This is a genomic window from Streptomyces sp. NPDC008092, from assembly GCF_042957285.1.
Lineage (GTDB): Bacteria > Actinomycetota > Actinomycetes > Streptomycetales > Streptomycetaceae > Streptomyces.
Genome location: NZ_JBIBHY010000006.1, coordinates 316,803 through 333,222, shown reverse-complemented (window position 1 = coordinate 333,222; position 16,420 = coordinate 316,803). Strand labels below are relative to the sequence as shown.

Below are 16,420 nucleotides of genomic sequence, written 5' to 3'. Positions count from 1 at the left end.
GGCGCCCGGGATCGAACCGGGCGCCCTCTTCGTGTGCCGGCCGACGGGTTGCGGCAGGTCCGGCACCGCCGGACGGCGCCGTGGCGGTGCTCGGCGTCGCGGCGGAAAGCAATCGTCGGCGGGCGGATCAGGTCAGCGGCGGTTCAGCAGGGACAGGGTTCTGCGGGCCGCCGCCACCACCGCCGCGTCGATGAAGCTGCCGTCGGGGAGGGCCTGGGCGCCCTGTTCCGTGGTGGCCGCCTTGATGACCGTCTCCGCCTGCTCCAGTTCGGCCTCGGTCGGGAGGTAGGCCCGTTCGATGATCGGGAGCTGCCGGGGGTGGATCGCGGCGCGGCCCAGGAAGCCCAGGGCGCGGCCGTGGGCGCAGGAGGCGGCGAGGCCGTTGAGGTCGCGGGTGTCGGGGTGGACCGACTGCGGCGGCGGCGCGAGGCCCGCCGCCCGTGCGGCGACCACGATCCGGGAACGCGACCAGTCGAGGCCGATGTCGTCCCGTACCCCCAGGTCGGCCCGCAGGTCCGCCTCGCCCAGGGAGATGCCCCGCAGGGCGGGGTGGGCGGCGGCGATGGCGTAGGCGTGTTCGATGCCGAGGGCCGATTCCAGGAGGGCGTAGAGGGGGAGGGCGGCGGTCCGGGCGGCGAGGCGGCGGATGTCGTCGGGGCTCGTCACCTTGGGGAGGCGGAGCCCGGAGAGGCCGGGGAGGTCGAGCAGGGCGTGGACGTCGGGCTGGGCCCAGGGGGTGTCCAGGGCGTTGACCCGGACGTGGACCGGGACCGGCTGATGGTGGGCGAGGAGCTCGGCGGTGGCGGCGCGGGCGTAGTCCTTGCGGTCCGGGGCGACCGCGTCCTCCAGGTCGATCACCACCACGTCGGTTCCGGAGGCCAGCGCCTTGGCGACGACATGCGGCCGGTCGCCGGGGACGTACAGCCAGGTCAGGGGGAACGACAGGGCGGTCATACGGCGCCCTCCTCGCGCAGCGCCCGAACCTGGGCCGGGGTCAGGCCCAGCTCGGCCAGGACCTCCTCCGTGTCGGCGCCGTGCGGACGGCCGGTCCAGCGGATCGCGCCGGGGGTGGCCGAGAGCCGGAAGAGGACGTTCTGCATGCGCAGCGGGCCGAGGTCGGGGTCGGGGACGGTCGTGATCGTGTTCAGCGCCTGGTACTGGGGATCCTCCATGACGTCCCGTACGTCCTGGACCGGCGCCACCGCCGCCTCCGCCTTCTCGAACTCGGCCAGCACCTCGGCACGGGAGCGGGTGGCGACCCAGCCGCCGACGGCCGCGTCGAGGACGTCGGCGTGCGCGGCCCGGCCCGCGCCGGTCGCGAACCACGGCTCGTCGATCAGCTCCGGGCGCCCGACCAGGCACATCACGCGTTCGGCGATCGACTGGGCCGAGGTGGACACCGCGACCCAGCTGCCGTCCGCGGTGCGGTAGGTGTTGCGCGGGGCGTTGTTGGCGGACCGGTTGCCGGTGCGTTCCTGCACGTAGCCGAGCTGGTCGTACCAGGTGGGCTGGGGGCCGAGGACGGCCAGGATCGGCTCGATGATCGCCATGTCGACGACCTGGCCCTCGCCGGTGCGGTCCCGGGCCGCGAGCGCGGTCATCACGGCGTACGCGGTCGCCAGCGCCGCGATGGAGTCGGCGAGCCCGAACGGGGGCAGCGTCGGCGGGGCCTCCGGTTCGCCGGTGATCGCCGCGAAGCCGCTCATCGCCTCGGCGAGGGTGCCGAATCCGGGGCGGCGGGCGTAGGGGCCGAACTGGCCGAAGGCGGTGACCCGGGTCAGGACCAGCCGGGGGTTGGCGGCGGACAGCTCCTCCCACCCGAGGTCCCACTTCTCCAGGGTGCCGGGGCGGAAGTTCTCGATGATCACGTCGGCGGTGGCGGCAAGACGCAGGAGCGTGGCACGGCCGCCGGGCTTGGACAGGTCGAGGGTGAGGGTGCGCTTGTTGCGGCCGAGCAGCTTCCACCACAGGCCGACGCCCTGCTTGGCCGGGCCGTGGCCCCGGGAGGGGTCGGGCTTGGCGGGGTGCTCGACCTTGACGACCTCGGCGCCGAAGTCACCGAGGAAGGTGGCGGCGAGCGGACCGGCGAAGAGGGTGGCCAGATCGAGGACGCGCAGACCGGCGAGGGGCGGGGACGCGGGCGCCTCGGGCGCTTCGGGTGCCTTGGGTGCCGTGCTCATGCGGTGTACTGGGTTTCGATCTCCGGGCGGTACGGCATCGACTCCGTCGCCCCTTCCCGCTGGACGGAGATCGCCGCCGCGGCCGCCGCCCAGGACAGCGCCTCACGGATCGGTTTCTCCTCGGCCAGGGCCACCGCGAGGGCGCCGACGAAGGTGTCGCCCGCGCCTGTCGAGTCGACGGCGGTCACCCGGGGCGCGGGGATGACGAGCGGGGCGGCGTCGCGCGTGAGGTAGAGGCTGCCGGCCGCGCCGAGGGTCACGACGACCTGCGGCACCTGGTCCAGGAGCGCGGCCGCCGCGTCACGTGGGTCGGCGCGGTCGGTGAGGGTGGCCGCCTCCCGCTCGTTCGCCACCAGCAGGTCGATGTTGTCGAGGAGTTCGGACGGCAGCGGGCGGGCCGGGGACGGGGTGAGGACGGTCCGGATGCCGTGGCGGCGGGCGGCCTGCGCACCGGCCACGACCGCGGCGAGGGGGATCTCCAGCTGGAGCAGGAGCATGTCGGCGGAGGCGATGACGCCCTCGTCGCCGGGGGAGAGGTGGTCGACGGTGCCGTTGGCGCCGGGGATCACGACGATCGCGTTGCCGCCCTCGTCGTCCACCACGATGTGCGCGGTGCCGGACGGGCCCTCGATCGTGCGCAGCGAGTCCGTGTCCACGCCGGAGTGTTCGAGGGTCTCGCGCATCCGGGCGCCGTAGGCGTCGTGGCCGACCGCGCCGATCATCGAGACGGTGGCGCCGGCGCGGGCGGCGGCGATCGCCTGGTTGGCGCCCTTGCCGCCGGGGATCGTGCGGAACGCCCGTCCCGTGACGGTCTCGCCGAGCTGCGGGGCCCTCTCGGCGTACGTGACGAGGTCCATGTTCGTGCTGCCGAGTACGGCGATGTGGGTCATGGGCGGGTCGCCTCCAGGTGGGTGAGGTGGGCGAGGGTGTCGAAGCCGGTTCCGTCGAGGCCGGCGACGGAGGTGGCGAGCCGGTTCTTGAGCGGGGTCGTCCAGCGGTCGGGGAGTGCGTCGGGGTCGCCCGCGAGCAGCCCGGCGACGGAGCCGGCGGTCGCGCCGTTCGAGTCGGTGTCCCAACCGCCGCTCACCGCGCGGCAGACGGAGCCGGTGAAGTCGCCGTCGGCGTGGGTGAGGGCGGCGGCGATCAGGGCGGTGTTGGGGATGGCGTGCACCCAGTGGTGGGTGGGGGAGTGGGTGGCGTGGAGTTCGTCCACGACGGTGTCGAAGTCGGCGTGTTCCTCGGCGAGCCGGATCGCGTGATCGACGGCGCGGGCGAGCCGTGAGTGGGGTGGGATCACGGATCGGCCGGTGCGCAGGCAGGCGTGGACGTCGTGGGTGCCGGTGGCGGCGGTGGCGATGACGGCCGCCGCGAACATCGCCGCGTAGACGCCGTTGGCCGTGTGGGTGAGGGCGGCGTCGCGGTGGGCCTGTTCGGCCGCGGCGGCCGGGTCGCCGGGGTTGGTCCAGCCGTGCGCGTCGGCGCGGATGAGGGCGCCGATCCACTCCCGGAAGGGGTTGCGGTGGCGGGCGGTGTGCGGGGGTTCGATGCCGGTGAGCAGGTTGCGGTAGGCGACGCGTTCGGCGGTGAAGGTACGGCCGGCGGGGAGTTCGTCGAGCCACAGGGCGGCGACGTCGGCGGTGGTGAAGTTCCTGGTGTGGCGCTGGAGCAGGAGGAGGTTGAGGAGGGGGTAGTTGAGGTCGTCGTCCTCGGGCATGCCGTCGATGTTCTCGGCGAGGGAGGTGGGGGCCGAGCGGCGGTTCCAGGGGTGGGCGGAGAGGAGGTCGGCGGGGACGCCGCGAGCGGTGAAGTAGCGGTTCAGGGGCCAGTTGCCGGTGGCGCGGGCGAGTTCGCGGATGGCGTGCAGGGGAAGCTTCTCGACGGGTTTCCCGAGCAGACAGCCGACGGCTCGGCCGAGCCAGGCGGCGTGGTACGTGCGGGGGTGTGGGGGCCGGGGGGCGGGGACGCTTACCGGCGCTTGCCGGGCGCCGCCCGCGCCCACCCTCCCCCACGCTCGGCTTCGCTCGCGCGGGGGGACCCCCATCGCCCCAGCGGCACGACTGCCCGCGGCTGAAGGAGCCCCGTAAGGGGCGTGGGGAACTGCGCGATCGGCCCCCACCGGGCCGCAGCCGTACGACGGCCACTGCGGGCACAGTGCCTTGATGTCGGCCAGATCCGTCGGCTCGTTCAACCTGCTCGGCAGGTCCGCGAGTTCGTCGAGGAGGTCCTCCGCGAGCTGGCGGAGATAGCGGGAGGCCCGGTCCGGCGACGCGCCCGCCCGGCTCGGCGCGTCCCCGCCCCCCGCCGCCCGCCAGCGCGCAGCGATCGCCGACGGCTCCCGCCCGTCCTGCCGCGCCTGGCGCAGCTCGTGGCCCAGCAGATCCTCCGGCTGGACCCAGGTCAGGCGGAGCAACTCGGGCCTCCGAGGCGGGCGAAGGACTCCTCGTGGGCGCGGCGGCGTTCCAGGTCGAGGGTGAAGACCTCGCGGGTCACGGCGGCCAGGACCCGCGGCGGTTCCCAGAGGTCGAGGCGGCTGGCCTCCGCGACCCGCTTCGACCAGTCCTCCGGAACCGGCGAGCCCAGCGCGCCGGCGATCGCGCCCGCCATCGTCGCGATGGAGTCGCAGTCCCGGCCGTAGTTGACGGAACCGAGCACGGCCTGCCGGTAGTCGCCGTCGGCCACCAGCAACATGCCCAGGGCGACGGGGAGTTCCTCGATGGCGTGCAGGCGGGAGGGGCGGCGGGCGCCGAGGGAAGGGGACCGGTAGTCCGGGCCGACCGTGTCGTAAGGGGCGACCGCGTCGCGGAGCGGGACGAGCGCCGACTCGAAGTCGGAGTGGTGTGCCGCCGTTTCACAGACGCGTGCGATCGCCTCGCGGGTGCCGTCCTTCGCCAGGGACAGGCAGACGCCGACCACGGAGTCCGGTGTCGCGCCGGGTGCCGTCGCCGCCGCCACCGCAGCGGCGAAGACGCCCGCCGCCTCCCTGCCGTACGACGACTGGTGGGCGCCCGCGACGTCCAGCGCCTCGGCGTACGCGGCTTGCGGGTTCGCCGCGTTGACCAGGCCGACCGGGGCCATGTACATCGCCGCACCGCAGTTGACGATGTTGCCGACGCCGGCCTCCCGGGGGTCGGCGTGGCCGTAGTGGATGCGGGTCGCCAGCCACTTCTCCGCCAGGAAGATCCGGTGGAGGGGGATGGTCTCCGCCTCCAGTTCCGGGATCCAGCGGGGGTTGGTCATCAGGTCGGGGACCAGGTGGTCGGCGATCGCGTAGGCGTCGAGGTGGTCGCGGACCCGGTCGTACACCCGTACCAGCGCATGGGTCATCAAGGTGTCGTCGGTGACGTGCCCGTCGCCCTTGTGGTACGGCGCGATGGGGCGGGCGGTGCGCCACGCGTCGCCGTTCCAGGGGCCGACGATGCCGTGCACGCGGCCGCCGTGGCGTTCGAGGATCTGGTCGGGGGAGTAGCCCTCGACCGGACCGCCGAGGGCGTCGCCGACGGCGGCCCCGACCAGTGCTCCGGTGATCCGGTCGTCGAGCGAAGCTCCGGCGCTTTCTTCTCCTTTGGGCGTCATGCACCGAATCATCCACCTGGAAGGGCCGGTTGTGTGGCTTCCAGGAGTTCGGCGAGTTCCACGAGGTCCGTGCCGGTGAGCCGGGGGAGGGCGCAGCCGGAGAGGGTGCGGCAGGCGTCCCGCCAGGACGGCGGGATCGCGTCGGCGCCGCCGAGGGCGCCGGTGAGCGCGCCGGCCAGGGCGGGGGCCGAGTCGGCGACCCGGGAGAGGCAGGCCGCGGCGGGTACGGCCTCGGCGATCCGGCCGCGGGCCGCGGTGGCGAGGGCGAGGGCGACCGGGACGGTCTCGGCGGCGGCGATGCCGTAGCTGTAGACGTGGTCGACGATTTGGTGTTCGAGGAGGGGGACGAGGGCGAACGCCGTGTCCGCGGCGCCGGTGAGGGTCAGGGCGTGCCGGGTGTTGCGGCCGATCTCGGTGGCCTCGGGGAGTTCGGCGAGGGCCGCGGCCACGCAGGTCTCGACCTCGGCGCCGACGAGGGCGAGGGCGAGCGCGGCCGCCATGGCCCGGGCGCCGTGCACGCCGTCGCCGTCCTGGGTGTAGCGGGCGTCGAACTCGGCGAGGTCGGCGGCGCGTTGGGGGTCGCCGGGGTGGGCGACGGCGAGGGCGCAGGCGCGGACGCAGGCGGCGTCGTCGAAGTAGTGCGGGTTGTCGTGGCCGGTGGCGGGCGGGCGCAGGCCGGCGGCGAGGTTGCCGAGGCCGGCCCGGACGGAGATGCGGGCGCGCAGCGGGAGGACGGCCGACTCGATCTCCGGGGCGCGTTCGGCCGCGGCGGCGACCTCGGAGGCGACGGCGGTCCAGGTGAGGTCGATGGCGGCGCGGGTGCGCAGTTCGCGGCTGAGGTCGCCGAGGACGGTGTCGTCGCCGGCGCGCAGCACGGCCTCCGCGGCGAAGGCCGCCCACTCGGCGTCGTCGGAGGGGCCGAGGCGGAGGGGCTCGGGGGGCTGGTTCAGGGCGATGGGGACGGGGAGGGTGGTGGTCGCGTTCTGCTCGGCGAAGGTGTCGAGTTCGCGGGTGAGGCGGCGGGTCCACTCGGGCATGCGGGAGGCGCGGTGCCGCGCGGAAGGCCAGCCGGCGGCGTCGCCCGCGGCGAGGCCGAGGAGGAGCCCCTCGATACGGCGCCGGTTCACCGGTCCCCCTCGCCGCAGCTGACGCCCAGCGGGCTGCGCGCCCCGGCCCTCGAAGACCTCGCCCACCCGTCATCCGGCTCGGTCGGCAGGAACGCCGGGGCGGAGCGAGGCGGCCCGGTCTGTGCGGAAGCCGCCCCCAGCAGCAGTTCCGCCACCTCCAGCACATGGTGCCCGGCCATCGACGGCAGGCAGCTGCCGCGGGCCGGCCCGATCGCCGCCCCCCACTCGGGCGGGATCGCCGCCTCCCCGCGGGTCGCTCCGGCCAGCGCGCCGGCCACCGCGGCCGTCGTGTCCGCGTCGCGCCCCATGTTCACGGCGGTCAGCACCGCGTCCCGGAAGTCGCCGTCCGCCGCGGCGTACGCGCCGAAGGCCAGGGCCACCGCCTCCGGGGCCAGGTCGGTCCACGGGTAGCCGCCGATGACCACCGCGGTGCGGACCGCCCGCTCGCCGCGGTGGGCCACGGACACCGCGCGGCGCAGGGAGCGGGCCGTCCAGGAGTCGTCGGGGACGACGGCGAGTGCGGCCGCCACCACCGCCGTCGGCGGGGCCCCGGCCATCGCCGCCGCGACCCCCGCGGCCACCGCCTGGCCGCCGTAGATGCCCTCGCCCTCGTGGCTCACCGAGCCGTCCACGGCGACCAGCCGGGCCGCCTCGGCGGGGCGGCCCGCCGCGAAGACGCCGAAGGGGGCCGCGCGCATGGCCAGGCCGTCGCTCCAGGCGTGCCGGTGCTGGGCGGAGATGGGGGCGGCGAGGCCCCGGCGGAGGTTCTCCAGGGTGCCGCGTTCGCTGAAGCCGGCGCCCTTGAAGGGGCCCTCGGCGCGGTCGGCGATCCACTCGTGCCAGGCCGCCTCGACATGGGCCGGGGTGAGTGCCGAGCCTTGCCGGGCGAGGAGGAGGCCGGAGAAGATCGCGTACTCGGTGTCGTCCGTGCCGGCCGGACGGTCGGTCACGTACCCCGTGATGCGGCCCCAGCGGGCACGGATCTCGGAGGGCTTCATGTTCTCCGCCGGTGCCCCGAGCGCGTCTCCCACGGCCAGCCCCAGGAGCGCGCCCCGCGCCCGGTCGTACAGCTCCGGGGCGCGCTCGTCGGGGGCGGGGACCGGCGGGGTGCAGACGATCGATGACATGGGCGGGCCTCTCCGGGAGGGGCTTCGCGCGAGGGCGCGGAACCGTTTGCGGATGTGTCCCACCAACGGCGGTTGACCGCAGCCTGAAGGGCCTCCACATCACCCGGTCGACATCTGTGCACACCCTCGCACGTGTGAGCGGAAAAGGGTAAAGCCGCAGGTTAGCCGAGCCTTTCCTTGCTGGCGACAGGGAATGTCGCGGCGTACTGTCGGCGTTGTCGAAACATAGAACTTGTCCAAAGTTAGCTTTGCCTCAGCTTATTCGGGGCATACCGCGAGACCTTTTGGGGGACCCCTCATGGCCGTCATCGAGACCCAGGCGACCTTGCACGAAGCCCACCGTGACAACCACACCCACCGGGATGTGAACGGGGGCTGGCTGCGGCCCGCCGTCTTCGGTGCCATGGACGGACTGGTCTCCAACCTCGCCCTGATGACCGGTGTGGCCGGCGGGGCCGTCGGTCACCAGACCATCGTCATCACCGGGCTCGCGGGCCTCGCCGCCGGCGCCTTCTCGATGGCCGCCGGCGAGTACACCTCCGTCGCCTCGCAGCGCGAGCTCGTCGAGGCCGAGCTGGACGTGGAGCGCCGGGAGCTGCGCAGGCACCCGCAGGACGAGGAGGCCGAGCTGGCCGCGCTCTACGAGGCGCGGGGCGTCGAGCCGGCGCTGGCCCGGGAGGTCGCCCGGCAGCTGTCCGCCGATCCGGAGCAGGCGCTGGAGATACACGCCCGCGAGGAACTCGGCATCGACCCCGGCGACCTGCCCTCGCCGCTGGTCGCCGCCGTCTCCTCCTTCGGGTCGTTCGCGCTGGGCGCGCTGCTGCCCGTGCTGCCGTTCCTGCTCGGCGCGACCGCGCTCTGGCCCGCCCTGCTGCTGGCCCTCGCCGGGCTGTTCGGGTGCGGTGCCGTGGTGGCCAAGGTGACCGCGCGGAGCTGGTGGTTCAGCGGTCTGCGGCAGCTCGCGCTGGGCGGCGCGGCGGCCGGTGTGACGTACGCCCTGGGCACCCTTTTCGGGACGGCCGTAGGATAGGGCGACTGGTAGCTATGCGTTGGGCCGCATAAATACCCGTTACTCGCTGGTTTCGAATGCTTAACCACTGGGCATGAGCCGTAAGCGCCGCAGGCAATGAGGCCTGCCATGCACCTGTGGGGTGGCGCGACGCCCACCCCGCCCCCGCGGACCGATGGACACGGATCTGTCCGGATCGGTCCCCCACCACCTTCACCGCTTTGCGCGGTACCGCGCCGTAAACCCCTGCGGCGTCCGCATGTTGGAACGGTGTATCCAGTTCCCGAGAACCGCTCCATCATGTAACCTGCGTGAAATTTCGCAACAAAAACGCAGAGGGCCAGCGTCGTCCCTCGGCACCTGCTATACGCCACTGACGACGACGGGAGAGCCGATGCGTACGCCGCGCCAGCCGTCCCAGCACTCCACGAACGGCCGAAACTGGTCGTTCATGGATGCTCGCCCTGCTGCGCAGGGTATGTACGACCCCCGCAACGAGCGCGACGCCTGTGGCGTCGGCTTCGTGGCCACCCTCACCGGCGAGGCGAGCCATGCGCTGGTCGAGCAGGCGCTCACGGTTCTGCGCAACCTGGAGCACCGCGGCGCGACCGGTTCCGAGCCCGACTCCGGCGACGGCGCGGGCCTGCTCTCCCAGGTGCCCGACGCCTTCTTCCGCGAGGTGGCCGGATTCGAGCTGCCGGCCGCCGGTTCGTACGCCGTCGGCATCGCCTTCCTCCCGGAGGACGGCACCCAGGACGCCGTCTCGCGGATCGAGACGATCGCGGACGAGGAGGGCCTCACCGTCCTCGGCTGGCGCGAGGTCCCGGTCGCCCCGCAGCTGCTCGGCGCCACCGCCCGCTCCACCATGCCGGTCTTCCGGCAGATCTTCGTCACCGACGGGGCCAGCGAGGGCATCGCGCTGGACCGCAAGGCGTTCGTGCTGCGCAAGCGCGCCGAGCGCGAGGTCGACGTCTACTTCCCGTCGCTGTCCGCGCGGACCATCGTCTACAAGGGCATGCTGACCACCGGCCAGCTGGAGCCCTTCTTCCCGGACCTGTCCGACCGCCGCTTCGCATCCGCGATCGCGCTCGTGCACTCCCGGTTCTCCACGAACACCTTCCCGTCGTGGCCCCTCGCGCACCCCTACCGGTTCGTCGCCCACAACGGTGAGATCAACACCGTCAAGGGCAACCGCAACTGGATGCGGGCCCGCGAGTCGCAGCTGGTCTCCGACCTGTTCGGCCCGCAGGAGAAGCTGGACCGGGTCTTCCCGATCTGTACGCCCGACGCCTCCGACTCGGCCTCCTTCGACGAGGTGCTGGAGCTCCTGCACCTGGGCGGGCGTTCGCTGCCGCACTCCGTGCTGATGATGATCCCGGAGGCGTGGGAGAACCACGACTCCATGGACCCGGCCCGCCGCGCCTTCTACGGCTACCACTCCACGATGATGGAGCCCTGGGACGGCCCCGCCTGCGTCACCTTCACCGACGGCTCCCAGGTCGGCGCCGTTCTCGACCGCAACGGTCTGCGTCCCGGCCGCTACTGGGTCACCGACGAGGGCCTGGTCGTCCTCGGCTCCGAGGTCGGTGTCCTCGACATCGACCCCGCCAGGGTGGTCCGCAAGGGCCGGCTGCAGCCGGGCAGGATGTTCCTCGTCGACACCGTCGAGCACCGCATCATCGAGGACGACGAGATCAAGGCGGGCCTTGCCGCCGCGCAGCCGTACGCGGAGTGGCTGGAGGCCGGCGAGATCGAGCTGGGCGACCTGCCCGAGCGCGAGCACATCGTCCACACCCACGCCTCGGTCACCCGCCGCCAGCAGACCTTCGGCTACACCGAGGAAGAGCTGCGCGTCATCCTCGCGCCGATGGCCAAGGCCGGTGCCGAGCCGATCGGCTCCATGGGCACCGACTCGCCCATCGCCGCGCTGAGCGAGCGCCCGCGCCTGCTCTTCGACTACTTCACCCAGCTCTTCGCGCAGGTCACCAACCCGCCGCTGGACGCGATCCGCGAGGAGCTCGTCACCTCGCTGCGCTCGTCCCTCGGCCCCGCGGGCAACCTGCTCGACCCGAACGCCGCGTCCTGCCGCTCGGTCGTGCTGCCCTTCCCGGTGATCGACAACGACGAGCTGGCCAAGCTCATCCACATCAACGCCGACGGCGACATGCCCGGCTTCAAGGCCGCGACCCTGTCCGGCCTGTACCGGGTCTCCGGCGGCGGCGACTCGCTCGCCGCGCGCATCGAGGAGATCTGCGCCGAGGCCGACGCCGCCATCGAGAACGGCGCCCGCCTGATCGTCCTGTCGGACCGGCACTCGGACGCCGAGCACGCGCCGATCCCGTCGCTGCTGCTCACCGCGGCCGTCCACCACCACCTCATCCGCACCAAGCAGCGCACCCACGTGGGCCTGCTCGTGGAGGCCGGCGACGTCCGCGAGGTCCACCACGTCGCCCTGCTGATCGGCTTCGGCGCCGCCGCCGTCAACCCGTACCTGGCCATGGAGTCCGTCGAGGACCTGACCCGCGCGGGCACCTTCCTGCCGGGCATGGAGGCCGAGCAGGCCATCCGGAACCTGATCTACGCCCTCGGCAAGGGCGTCCTGAAGGTCATGTCCAAGATGGGCATCTCCACGGTCGCCTCCTACCGCGGCGCGCAGGTCTTCGAGGCCGTCGGTCTCGAAGCGGGCTTCGTCGACAAGTACTTCAACGGCACCGCCTCCAAGATCGGCGGCGTCGGCATCGACGTCATCGCCAAGGAGGTCGCCGCCCGCCACGCCAAGGCCTACCCGGCCTCCGGCATCGCGCCGGCCCACCGCGCCCTGGAGATAGGGGGCGAGTACCAGTGGCGCCGCGAGGGCGAGCCGCACCTGTTCGACCCGGAGACGGTCTTCCGCCTCCAGCACTCGACCCGCGCCAACCGCTACGACATCTTCAAGAAGTACACGGACCGCGTGAACGAGCAGTCCGAGCGGCTGATGACGCTGCGCGGCCTCTTCGGCTTCAACAGCGACCGTCCGTCGATCTCCGTCGACGAGGTCGAGCCGGTCTCCGAGATCGTCAAGCGGTTCTCCACCGGCGCCATGTCCTACGGCTCCATCTCGCGCGAGGCCCACGAGACCCTCGCCATCGCCATGAACCAGCTGGGCGGCAAGTCCAACACCGGTGAGGGCGGCGAGGACCCGGACCGCCTGTACGACCCGGCCCGCCGGTCCGCCATCAAGCAGGTCGCCTCCGGCCGCTTCGGCGTGACCTCGGAGTACCTGGTCAACGCGGACGACATCCAGATCAAGATGGCCCAGGGTGCCAAGCCCGGCGAGGGCGGCCAGCTGCCCGGCCACAAGGTCTACCCGTGGGTCGCCAAGACCCGGCACTCCACCCCGGGTGTCGGCCTGATCTCCCCGCCGCCGCACCACGACATCTACTCCATCGAGGACCTGGCCCAGCTGATCCACGACCTGAAGAATGCGAACCCGCAGGCGCGGATTCACGTCAAGCTGGTCTCGGAGGTCGGCGTCGGCACGGTCGCGGCCGGTGTCTCCAAGGCCCACGCGGACGTCGTGCTCATCTCCGGCCACGACGGCGGTACGGGCGCCTCCCCGCTGACCTCGCTCAAGCACGCGGGCGGCCCCTGGGAGCTCGGCCTCGCCGAGACCCAGCAGACCCTGCTGCTCAACGGCCTGCGCGACCGGATCGTCGTGCAGACCGACGGCCAGCTGAAGACCGGCCGTGACGTCGTCATCGCCGCGCTGCTCGGCGCCGAGGAGTTCGGTTTCGCGACCGCGCCGCTCGTCGTCTCCGGCTGCATCATGATGCGCGTCTGCCACCTCGACACCTGCCCGGTCGGCGTCGCCACCCAGAACCCGGTGCTGCGCGACCGCTTCTCCGGCAAGGCCGAGTACGTGGTGAACTTCTTCAGGTTCATCGCCGAGGAGGTCCGCGAGATCCTCGCCGAGCTGGGCTTCCGCTCCATCGAGGAGGCCGTCGGCCACGCGGAGACGCTCGACGTCACCCGCGCCGTCAACCACTGGAAGGCGCAGGGCCTGGACCTGGCCCCGCTCTTCCACGTGCCCGAACTGCCCGCGGGCGCGGCGCTGCACCAGACGGTCGCGCAGGACCACGGCCTGGAGAAGGCCCTGGACAACGAGCTGATCAAGCTCGCCTCCGACGCCCTGGCCGCCTCCAGCGCCACCGACGCCCAGCCGGTGCGCGCCCAGATCAAGGTCCGCAACATCAACCGCACGGTCGGCACCATGCTCGGCCACGAGGTGACGAAGAAGTTCGGTGGCGCGGGCCTGCCCGACGACACCATCGATATCACCTTCACCGGCTCGGCCGGCCAGTCCTTCGGCGCCTTCCTGCCGCGCGGCGTCACGCTCCGCCTGGAGGGCGACGCCAACGACTACGTCGGCAAGGGCCTGTCCGGCGGCCGTGTCATCGTCCGTCCGGACCGCGCGGCCGACCACCTCGCCGAGTACTCCACCATCGCGGGCAACACCATCGCCTACGGTGCCACCGGCGGCGAGCTGTTCCTGCGCGGCCGTACCGGCGAGCGGTTCTGCGTCCGCAACTCCGGTGCGCTGGTGGTCTCGGAGGGCGTGGGCGACCACGGCTGCGAGTACATGACCGGCGGCCAGGCGGTGGTCCTCGGCGAGACGGGCCGCAACTTCGCGGCCGGCATGTCGGGCGGCGTCGCCTACGTCATCGACCTGGACCGCGACAACGTCAACGTCGCCAGCGTGGACGCGATCGAGGCCCTGGACGACGCGGACAAGCAGTGGCTGCACGACGTGGTGCGCCGTCACGCCGAGGACACCGGCTCGACGGTCGCCGAGAAGCTGCTCGCCGACTGGGACACGGCCGTGCAGCGGTTCAGCAAGATCATCCCCAGCACGTACAAGGCAGTGCTCGCCGCCAAGGACGCCGCCGAGCGAGCGGGTCTCTCCGAGACGGAGACCCACGAGAAGATGATGGAGGCGGCGATCAATGGCTGACCCGAAGGGCTTCCTGAACCACGGCCGTGAGGTCGCGAGGACCCGTCCCGTCACCGAGCGCGTCAAGGACTGGAACGAGGTCTACGTCCCGGGTTCGCTGCTGCCGATCATCAGCAAGCAGGCCAGCCGGTGCATGGACTGCGGCATCCCGTTCTGCCACAACGGCTGTCCGCTCGGGAACCTGATCCCCGAGTGGAACGACTTCGCCTACCGCGAGGACTGGCCGGCGGCGTCGGAGCGCCTGCACGCCACGAACAACTTCCCGGAGTTCACGGGCCGTCTGTGCCCGGCCCCGTGCGAGTCGGCGTGCGTGCTCGGCATCAACCAGCCGGCCGTCACCATCAAGAACGTCGAGGTCTCCATCATCGACCAGGCGTGGGAGGCCGGGACCGTCGCCCCGCAGGCCCCCGAGCGCCTGTCCGGCAAGACCGTCGCCGTCATCGGCTCGGGCCCCGCGGGCCTGGCCGCCGCCCAGCAGCTCACCCGGGCCGGCCACACCGTCGCCGTCTACGAGCGCGCCGACCGCGTCGGCGGCCTGCTCCGCTACGGCATCCCCGAGTTCAAGATGGAGAAGCGGCACATCAACCGGCGCATCGAGCAGATGCGCGCGGAGGGCACCCGCTTCCGTACCGGCATCGAGATCGGCGTCGACCTCAAGGCGACCGACCTGAAGAAGCGGTACGACGCGGTCGTCATCGCCGCCGGCGCCACCACCGCTCGTGACCTCCCGGTCCCCGGCCGCGAGCTCAAGGGTGTCTACCAGGCGATGGAGTACCTGCCCCTGGCCAACAAGGTCCAGGAGGGCGACTACGTGGTGTCGCCGATCTCGGCCGAGGGCAAGCACGTGGTCGTGATCGGCGGCGGCGACACCGGCGCGGACTGCGTGGGCACCGCCCACCGCCAGGGCGCGGCCTCCGTCACCCAGCTGGAGATCATGCCCCGCCCGGGCGAGGACCGCGCGCCGAACCAGCCGTGGCCGACCTTCCCGATGCTCTACAAGGTCACCTCGGCGCACGAGGAGGGCGGCGAGCGGGTCTACTCCGTCTCCACCACCCACTTCGAGGGCGACGAGGACGGCAACGTCCAGTGGCTGCACCTCACCGAGGTGGAGTTCGTCGAGGGCAGGCTGACCCCGAAGCCGGGCACCGAGCGGAAGATCCCGGCCCAGCTGGTCACCCTGGCCATGGGCTTCACCGGCACCGACCGGGTCAACGGTGTGGTCGAGCAGTTCGGTCTGGAACTCGACGAGCGCGGCAACGTCGCCCGCGACGCCGACTTCCAGACCAACGTCCCCGGCGTCTTCGTCGCCGGCGACGCGGGCCGCGGCCAGTCCCTGATCGTCTGGGCGATCGCCGAGGGCCGCTCGGCCGCCAAGGGCGTCGACCGCTTCCTCACCGGAGCGAGCGACCTCCCGGCCCCGATCCGCCCGACGGACCGCTCGCTGATGGTCTGACCGTCACCCCGTAGAACGTCCCGTACAAAGGCGTACGGAACACTGACGGCGCCTGCCCCACAGTCCCCGACCGGACGACCGGGCAGGCGCCGCCGCATGTCCGCCGGTCAAGTAATCTCGGCCTCCTGACCACGAGTCGAGGGGGAGCCGGGATGGCCGCGATCAGTCTCAGCAAGATGGAGCAGACCGCGCCCGCACTCGTCGGCGCCTACCGCTCCGCCGGGATCTCCCTCACCAAACACGGACTCGACGGACTCCGGGCCGCCGTCTACCTGGTCGTCGACTACTCCGGCTCGATGAAGCCGTACTACGCCGACGGCAGCGTGCAGGCACTCGCCGACCGGGTCCTCGGCCTCTCCGCCCACCTGGACGACGACGGCCGGGTCCCCGTCGTCTTCTTCTCCACCGACATCGACGCGGTCACCGACATCAGGCTCGCCGAACACACCGGCCGGATCGGGAAGATCGCGGCCGGGCTCGGGCACATGGGCAAGACCAGCTACCACCTGGCCATGGACGCCGTGATCGACCACTATCTCGACAGCGGCGCCACCGACCCCGCCCTGGTCGTCTTCCAGACCGACGGCGGCCCGATCAACAAGCTCGCCGCGGAGCGCTACCTGTGCAAGGCGGCCAGGCTGCCGCTGTTCTGGCAGTTCGTCGGCTTCGGCGACCCGCACAGCAAACAGTTCGACTTCCTGCGCAAGCTCGACGAACTGGCGGTGCCGCAGAAGCGGGCCGTGGACAACGCGGGCTTCTTCCACGCCGGTTCGGACCCGGCGAAGGTACCGGACGGCGAGCTGTACGACCGTCTCGTCGGCGAGTTCCCGCAGTGGCTGGCGGCGGCGCGGGCGGCGGGCGTCGTACGGGCCGGCTGAACCCGGACGGCCCGGCTGACTTTACGCGGCACCGTTGGCTGTAGCGCTCCGGCGTGCCACCCTGAGGGGTGATCCGGCGGGGA

The 16,420-nt window shown here is 72.6% G+C and carries 11 protein-coding genes; 4 read left to right on the top strand and 7 right to left on the bottom strand.

The features are described 5' to 3' along the window. Positions 1 to 132: 132 nt before the first annotated feature. From ACFZB3_RS21435 to ACFZB3_RS21405, 7 genes are read right to left on the bottom strand one after another with little or no spacing between them, the layout of a single operon-like run. Positions 133 to 954: an aldolase/citrate lyase family protein gene (locus tag ACFZB3_RS21435; protein WP_391377232.1), complete on the bottom strand. Its 822-nt coding sequence runs from the start codon at positions 952 to 954 to the stop codon at positions 133 to 135. Further along, entirely contained in the window at positions 951 to 2,180 is a 1,230-nt protein-coding gene (locus ACFZB3_RS21430; RefSeq protein WP_391377230.1) for a CoA transferase, read from the bottom strand. Before ACFZB3_RS21430 ends, ACFZB3_RS21435 begins: the two co-directional genes overlap by 4 nt. Further along, positions 2,177 to 3,070: a ribokinase gene (gene rbsK, locus ACFZB3_RS21425; protein WP_391377228.1), complete on the bottom strand. Its 894-nt coding sequence runs from the start codon at positions 3,068 to 3,070 to the stop codon at positions 2,177 to 2,179. The genes ACFZB3_RS21430 and rbsK overlap by 4 nt, the downstream gene beginning before the upstream one ends. Continuing rightward, positions 3,067 to 4,590, bottom strand: coding sequence for an ADP-ribosylglycohydrolase family protein (locus tag ACFZB3_RS21420; protein ID WP_391377226.1), 1,524 nt, complete (start codon positions 4,588 to 4,590; stop codon positions 3,067 to 3,069). The genes rbsK and ACFZB3_RS21420 overlap by 4 nt, the downstream gene beginning before the upstream one ends. Beyond that, positions 4,578 to 5,753, bottom strand: a complete 1,176-nt coding sequence (locus tag ACFZB3_RS21415; protein WP_391377224.1) for an ADP-ribosylglycohydrolase family protein — start codon at positions 5,751 to 5,753, stop codon at positions 4,578 to 4,580. Before ACFZB3_RS21415 ends, ACFZB3_RS21420 begins: the two co-directional genes overlap by 13 nt. Positions 5,754 to 5,761: 8 nt before the next feature. After that, the gene (locus ACFZB3_RS21410; RefSeq protein ID WP_391377222.1) at positions 5,762 to 6,880 is read right to left on the bottom strand and encodes an ADP-ribosylglycohydrolase family protein; all 1,119 of its coding nucleotides are present in this window, start codon (positions 6,878 to 6,880) and stop codon (positions 5,762 to 5,764) included. Beyond that, positions 6,877 to 8,007, bottom strand: coding sequence for an ADP-ribosylglycohydrolase family protein (locus tag ACFZB3_RS21405; protein WP_391377220.1), 1,131 nt, complete (start codon positions 8,005 to 8,007; stop codon positions 6,877 to 6,879). Before ACFZB3_RS21405 ends, ACFZB3_RS21410 begins: the two co-directional genes overlap by 4 nt. A gap of 298 nt (positions 8,008 to 8,305) precedes the next feature. Between ACFZB3_RS21405 and ACFZB3_RS21400 the strand changes: the two genes are divergently transcribed. The 4 genes from ACFZB3_RS21400 (at position 8,306) to ACFZB3_RS21385 (ending at position 16,337) form a co-directional block, all read left to right on the top strand. Next, entirely contained in the window at positions 8,306 to 9,037 is a 732-nt protein-coding gene (locus ACFZB3_RS21400) for a VIT1/CCC1 transporter family protein (RefSeq protein WP_351489454.1), read from the top strand. A gap of 430 nt (positions 9,038 to 9,467) precedes the next feature. Beyond that, positions 9,468 to 14,006, top strand: coding sequence for a glutamate synthase large subunit (gene gltB / locus ACFZB3_RS21395; protein ID WP_391377218.1), 4,539 nt, complete (start codon positions 9,468 to 9,470; stop codon positions 14,004 to 14,006). After that, the gene (locus ACFZB3_RS21390; RefSeq protein ID WP_391377216.1) at positions 13,999 to 15,459 is read left to right on the top strand and encodes a glutamate synthase small subunit; all 1,461 of its coding nucleotides are present in this window, start codon (positions 13,999 to 14,001) and stop codon (positions 15,457 to 15,459) included. Before gltB ends, ACFZB3_RS21390 begins: the two co-directional genes overlap by 8 nt. Before the next feature lie 152 nt (positions 15,460 to 15,611). Beyond that, positions 15,612 to 16,337, top strand: coding sequence for a VWA domain-containing protein (locus tag ACFZB3_RS21385; RefSeq protein ID WP_391377215.1), 726 nt, complete (start codon positions 15,612 to 15,614; stop codon positions 16,335 to 16,337). The last annotated feature ends 83 nt before the right edge of the window (positions 16,338 to 16,420 follow it).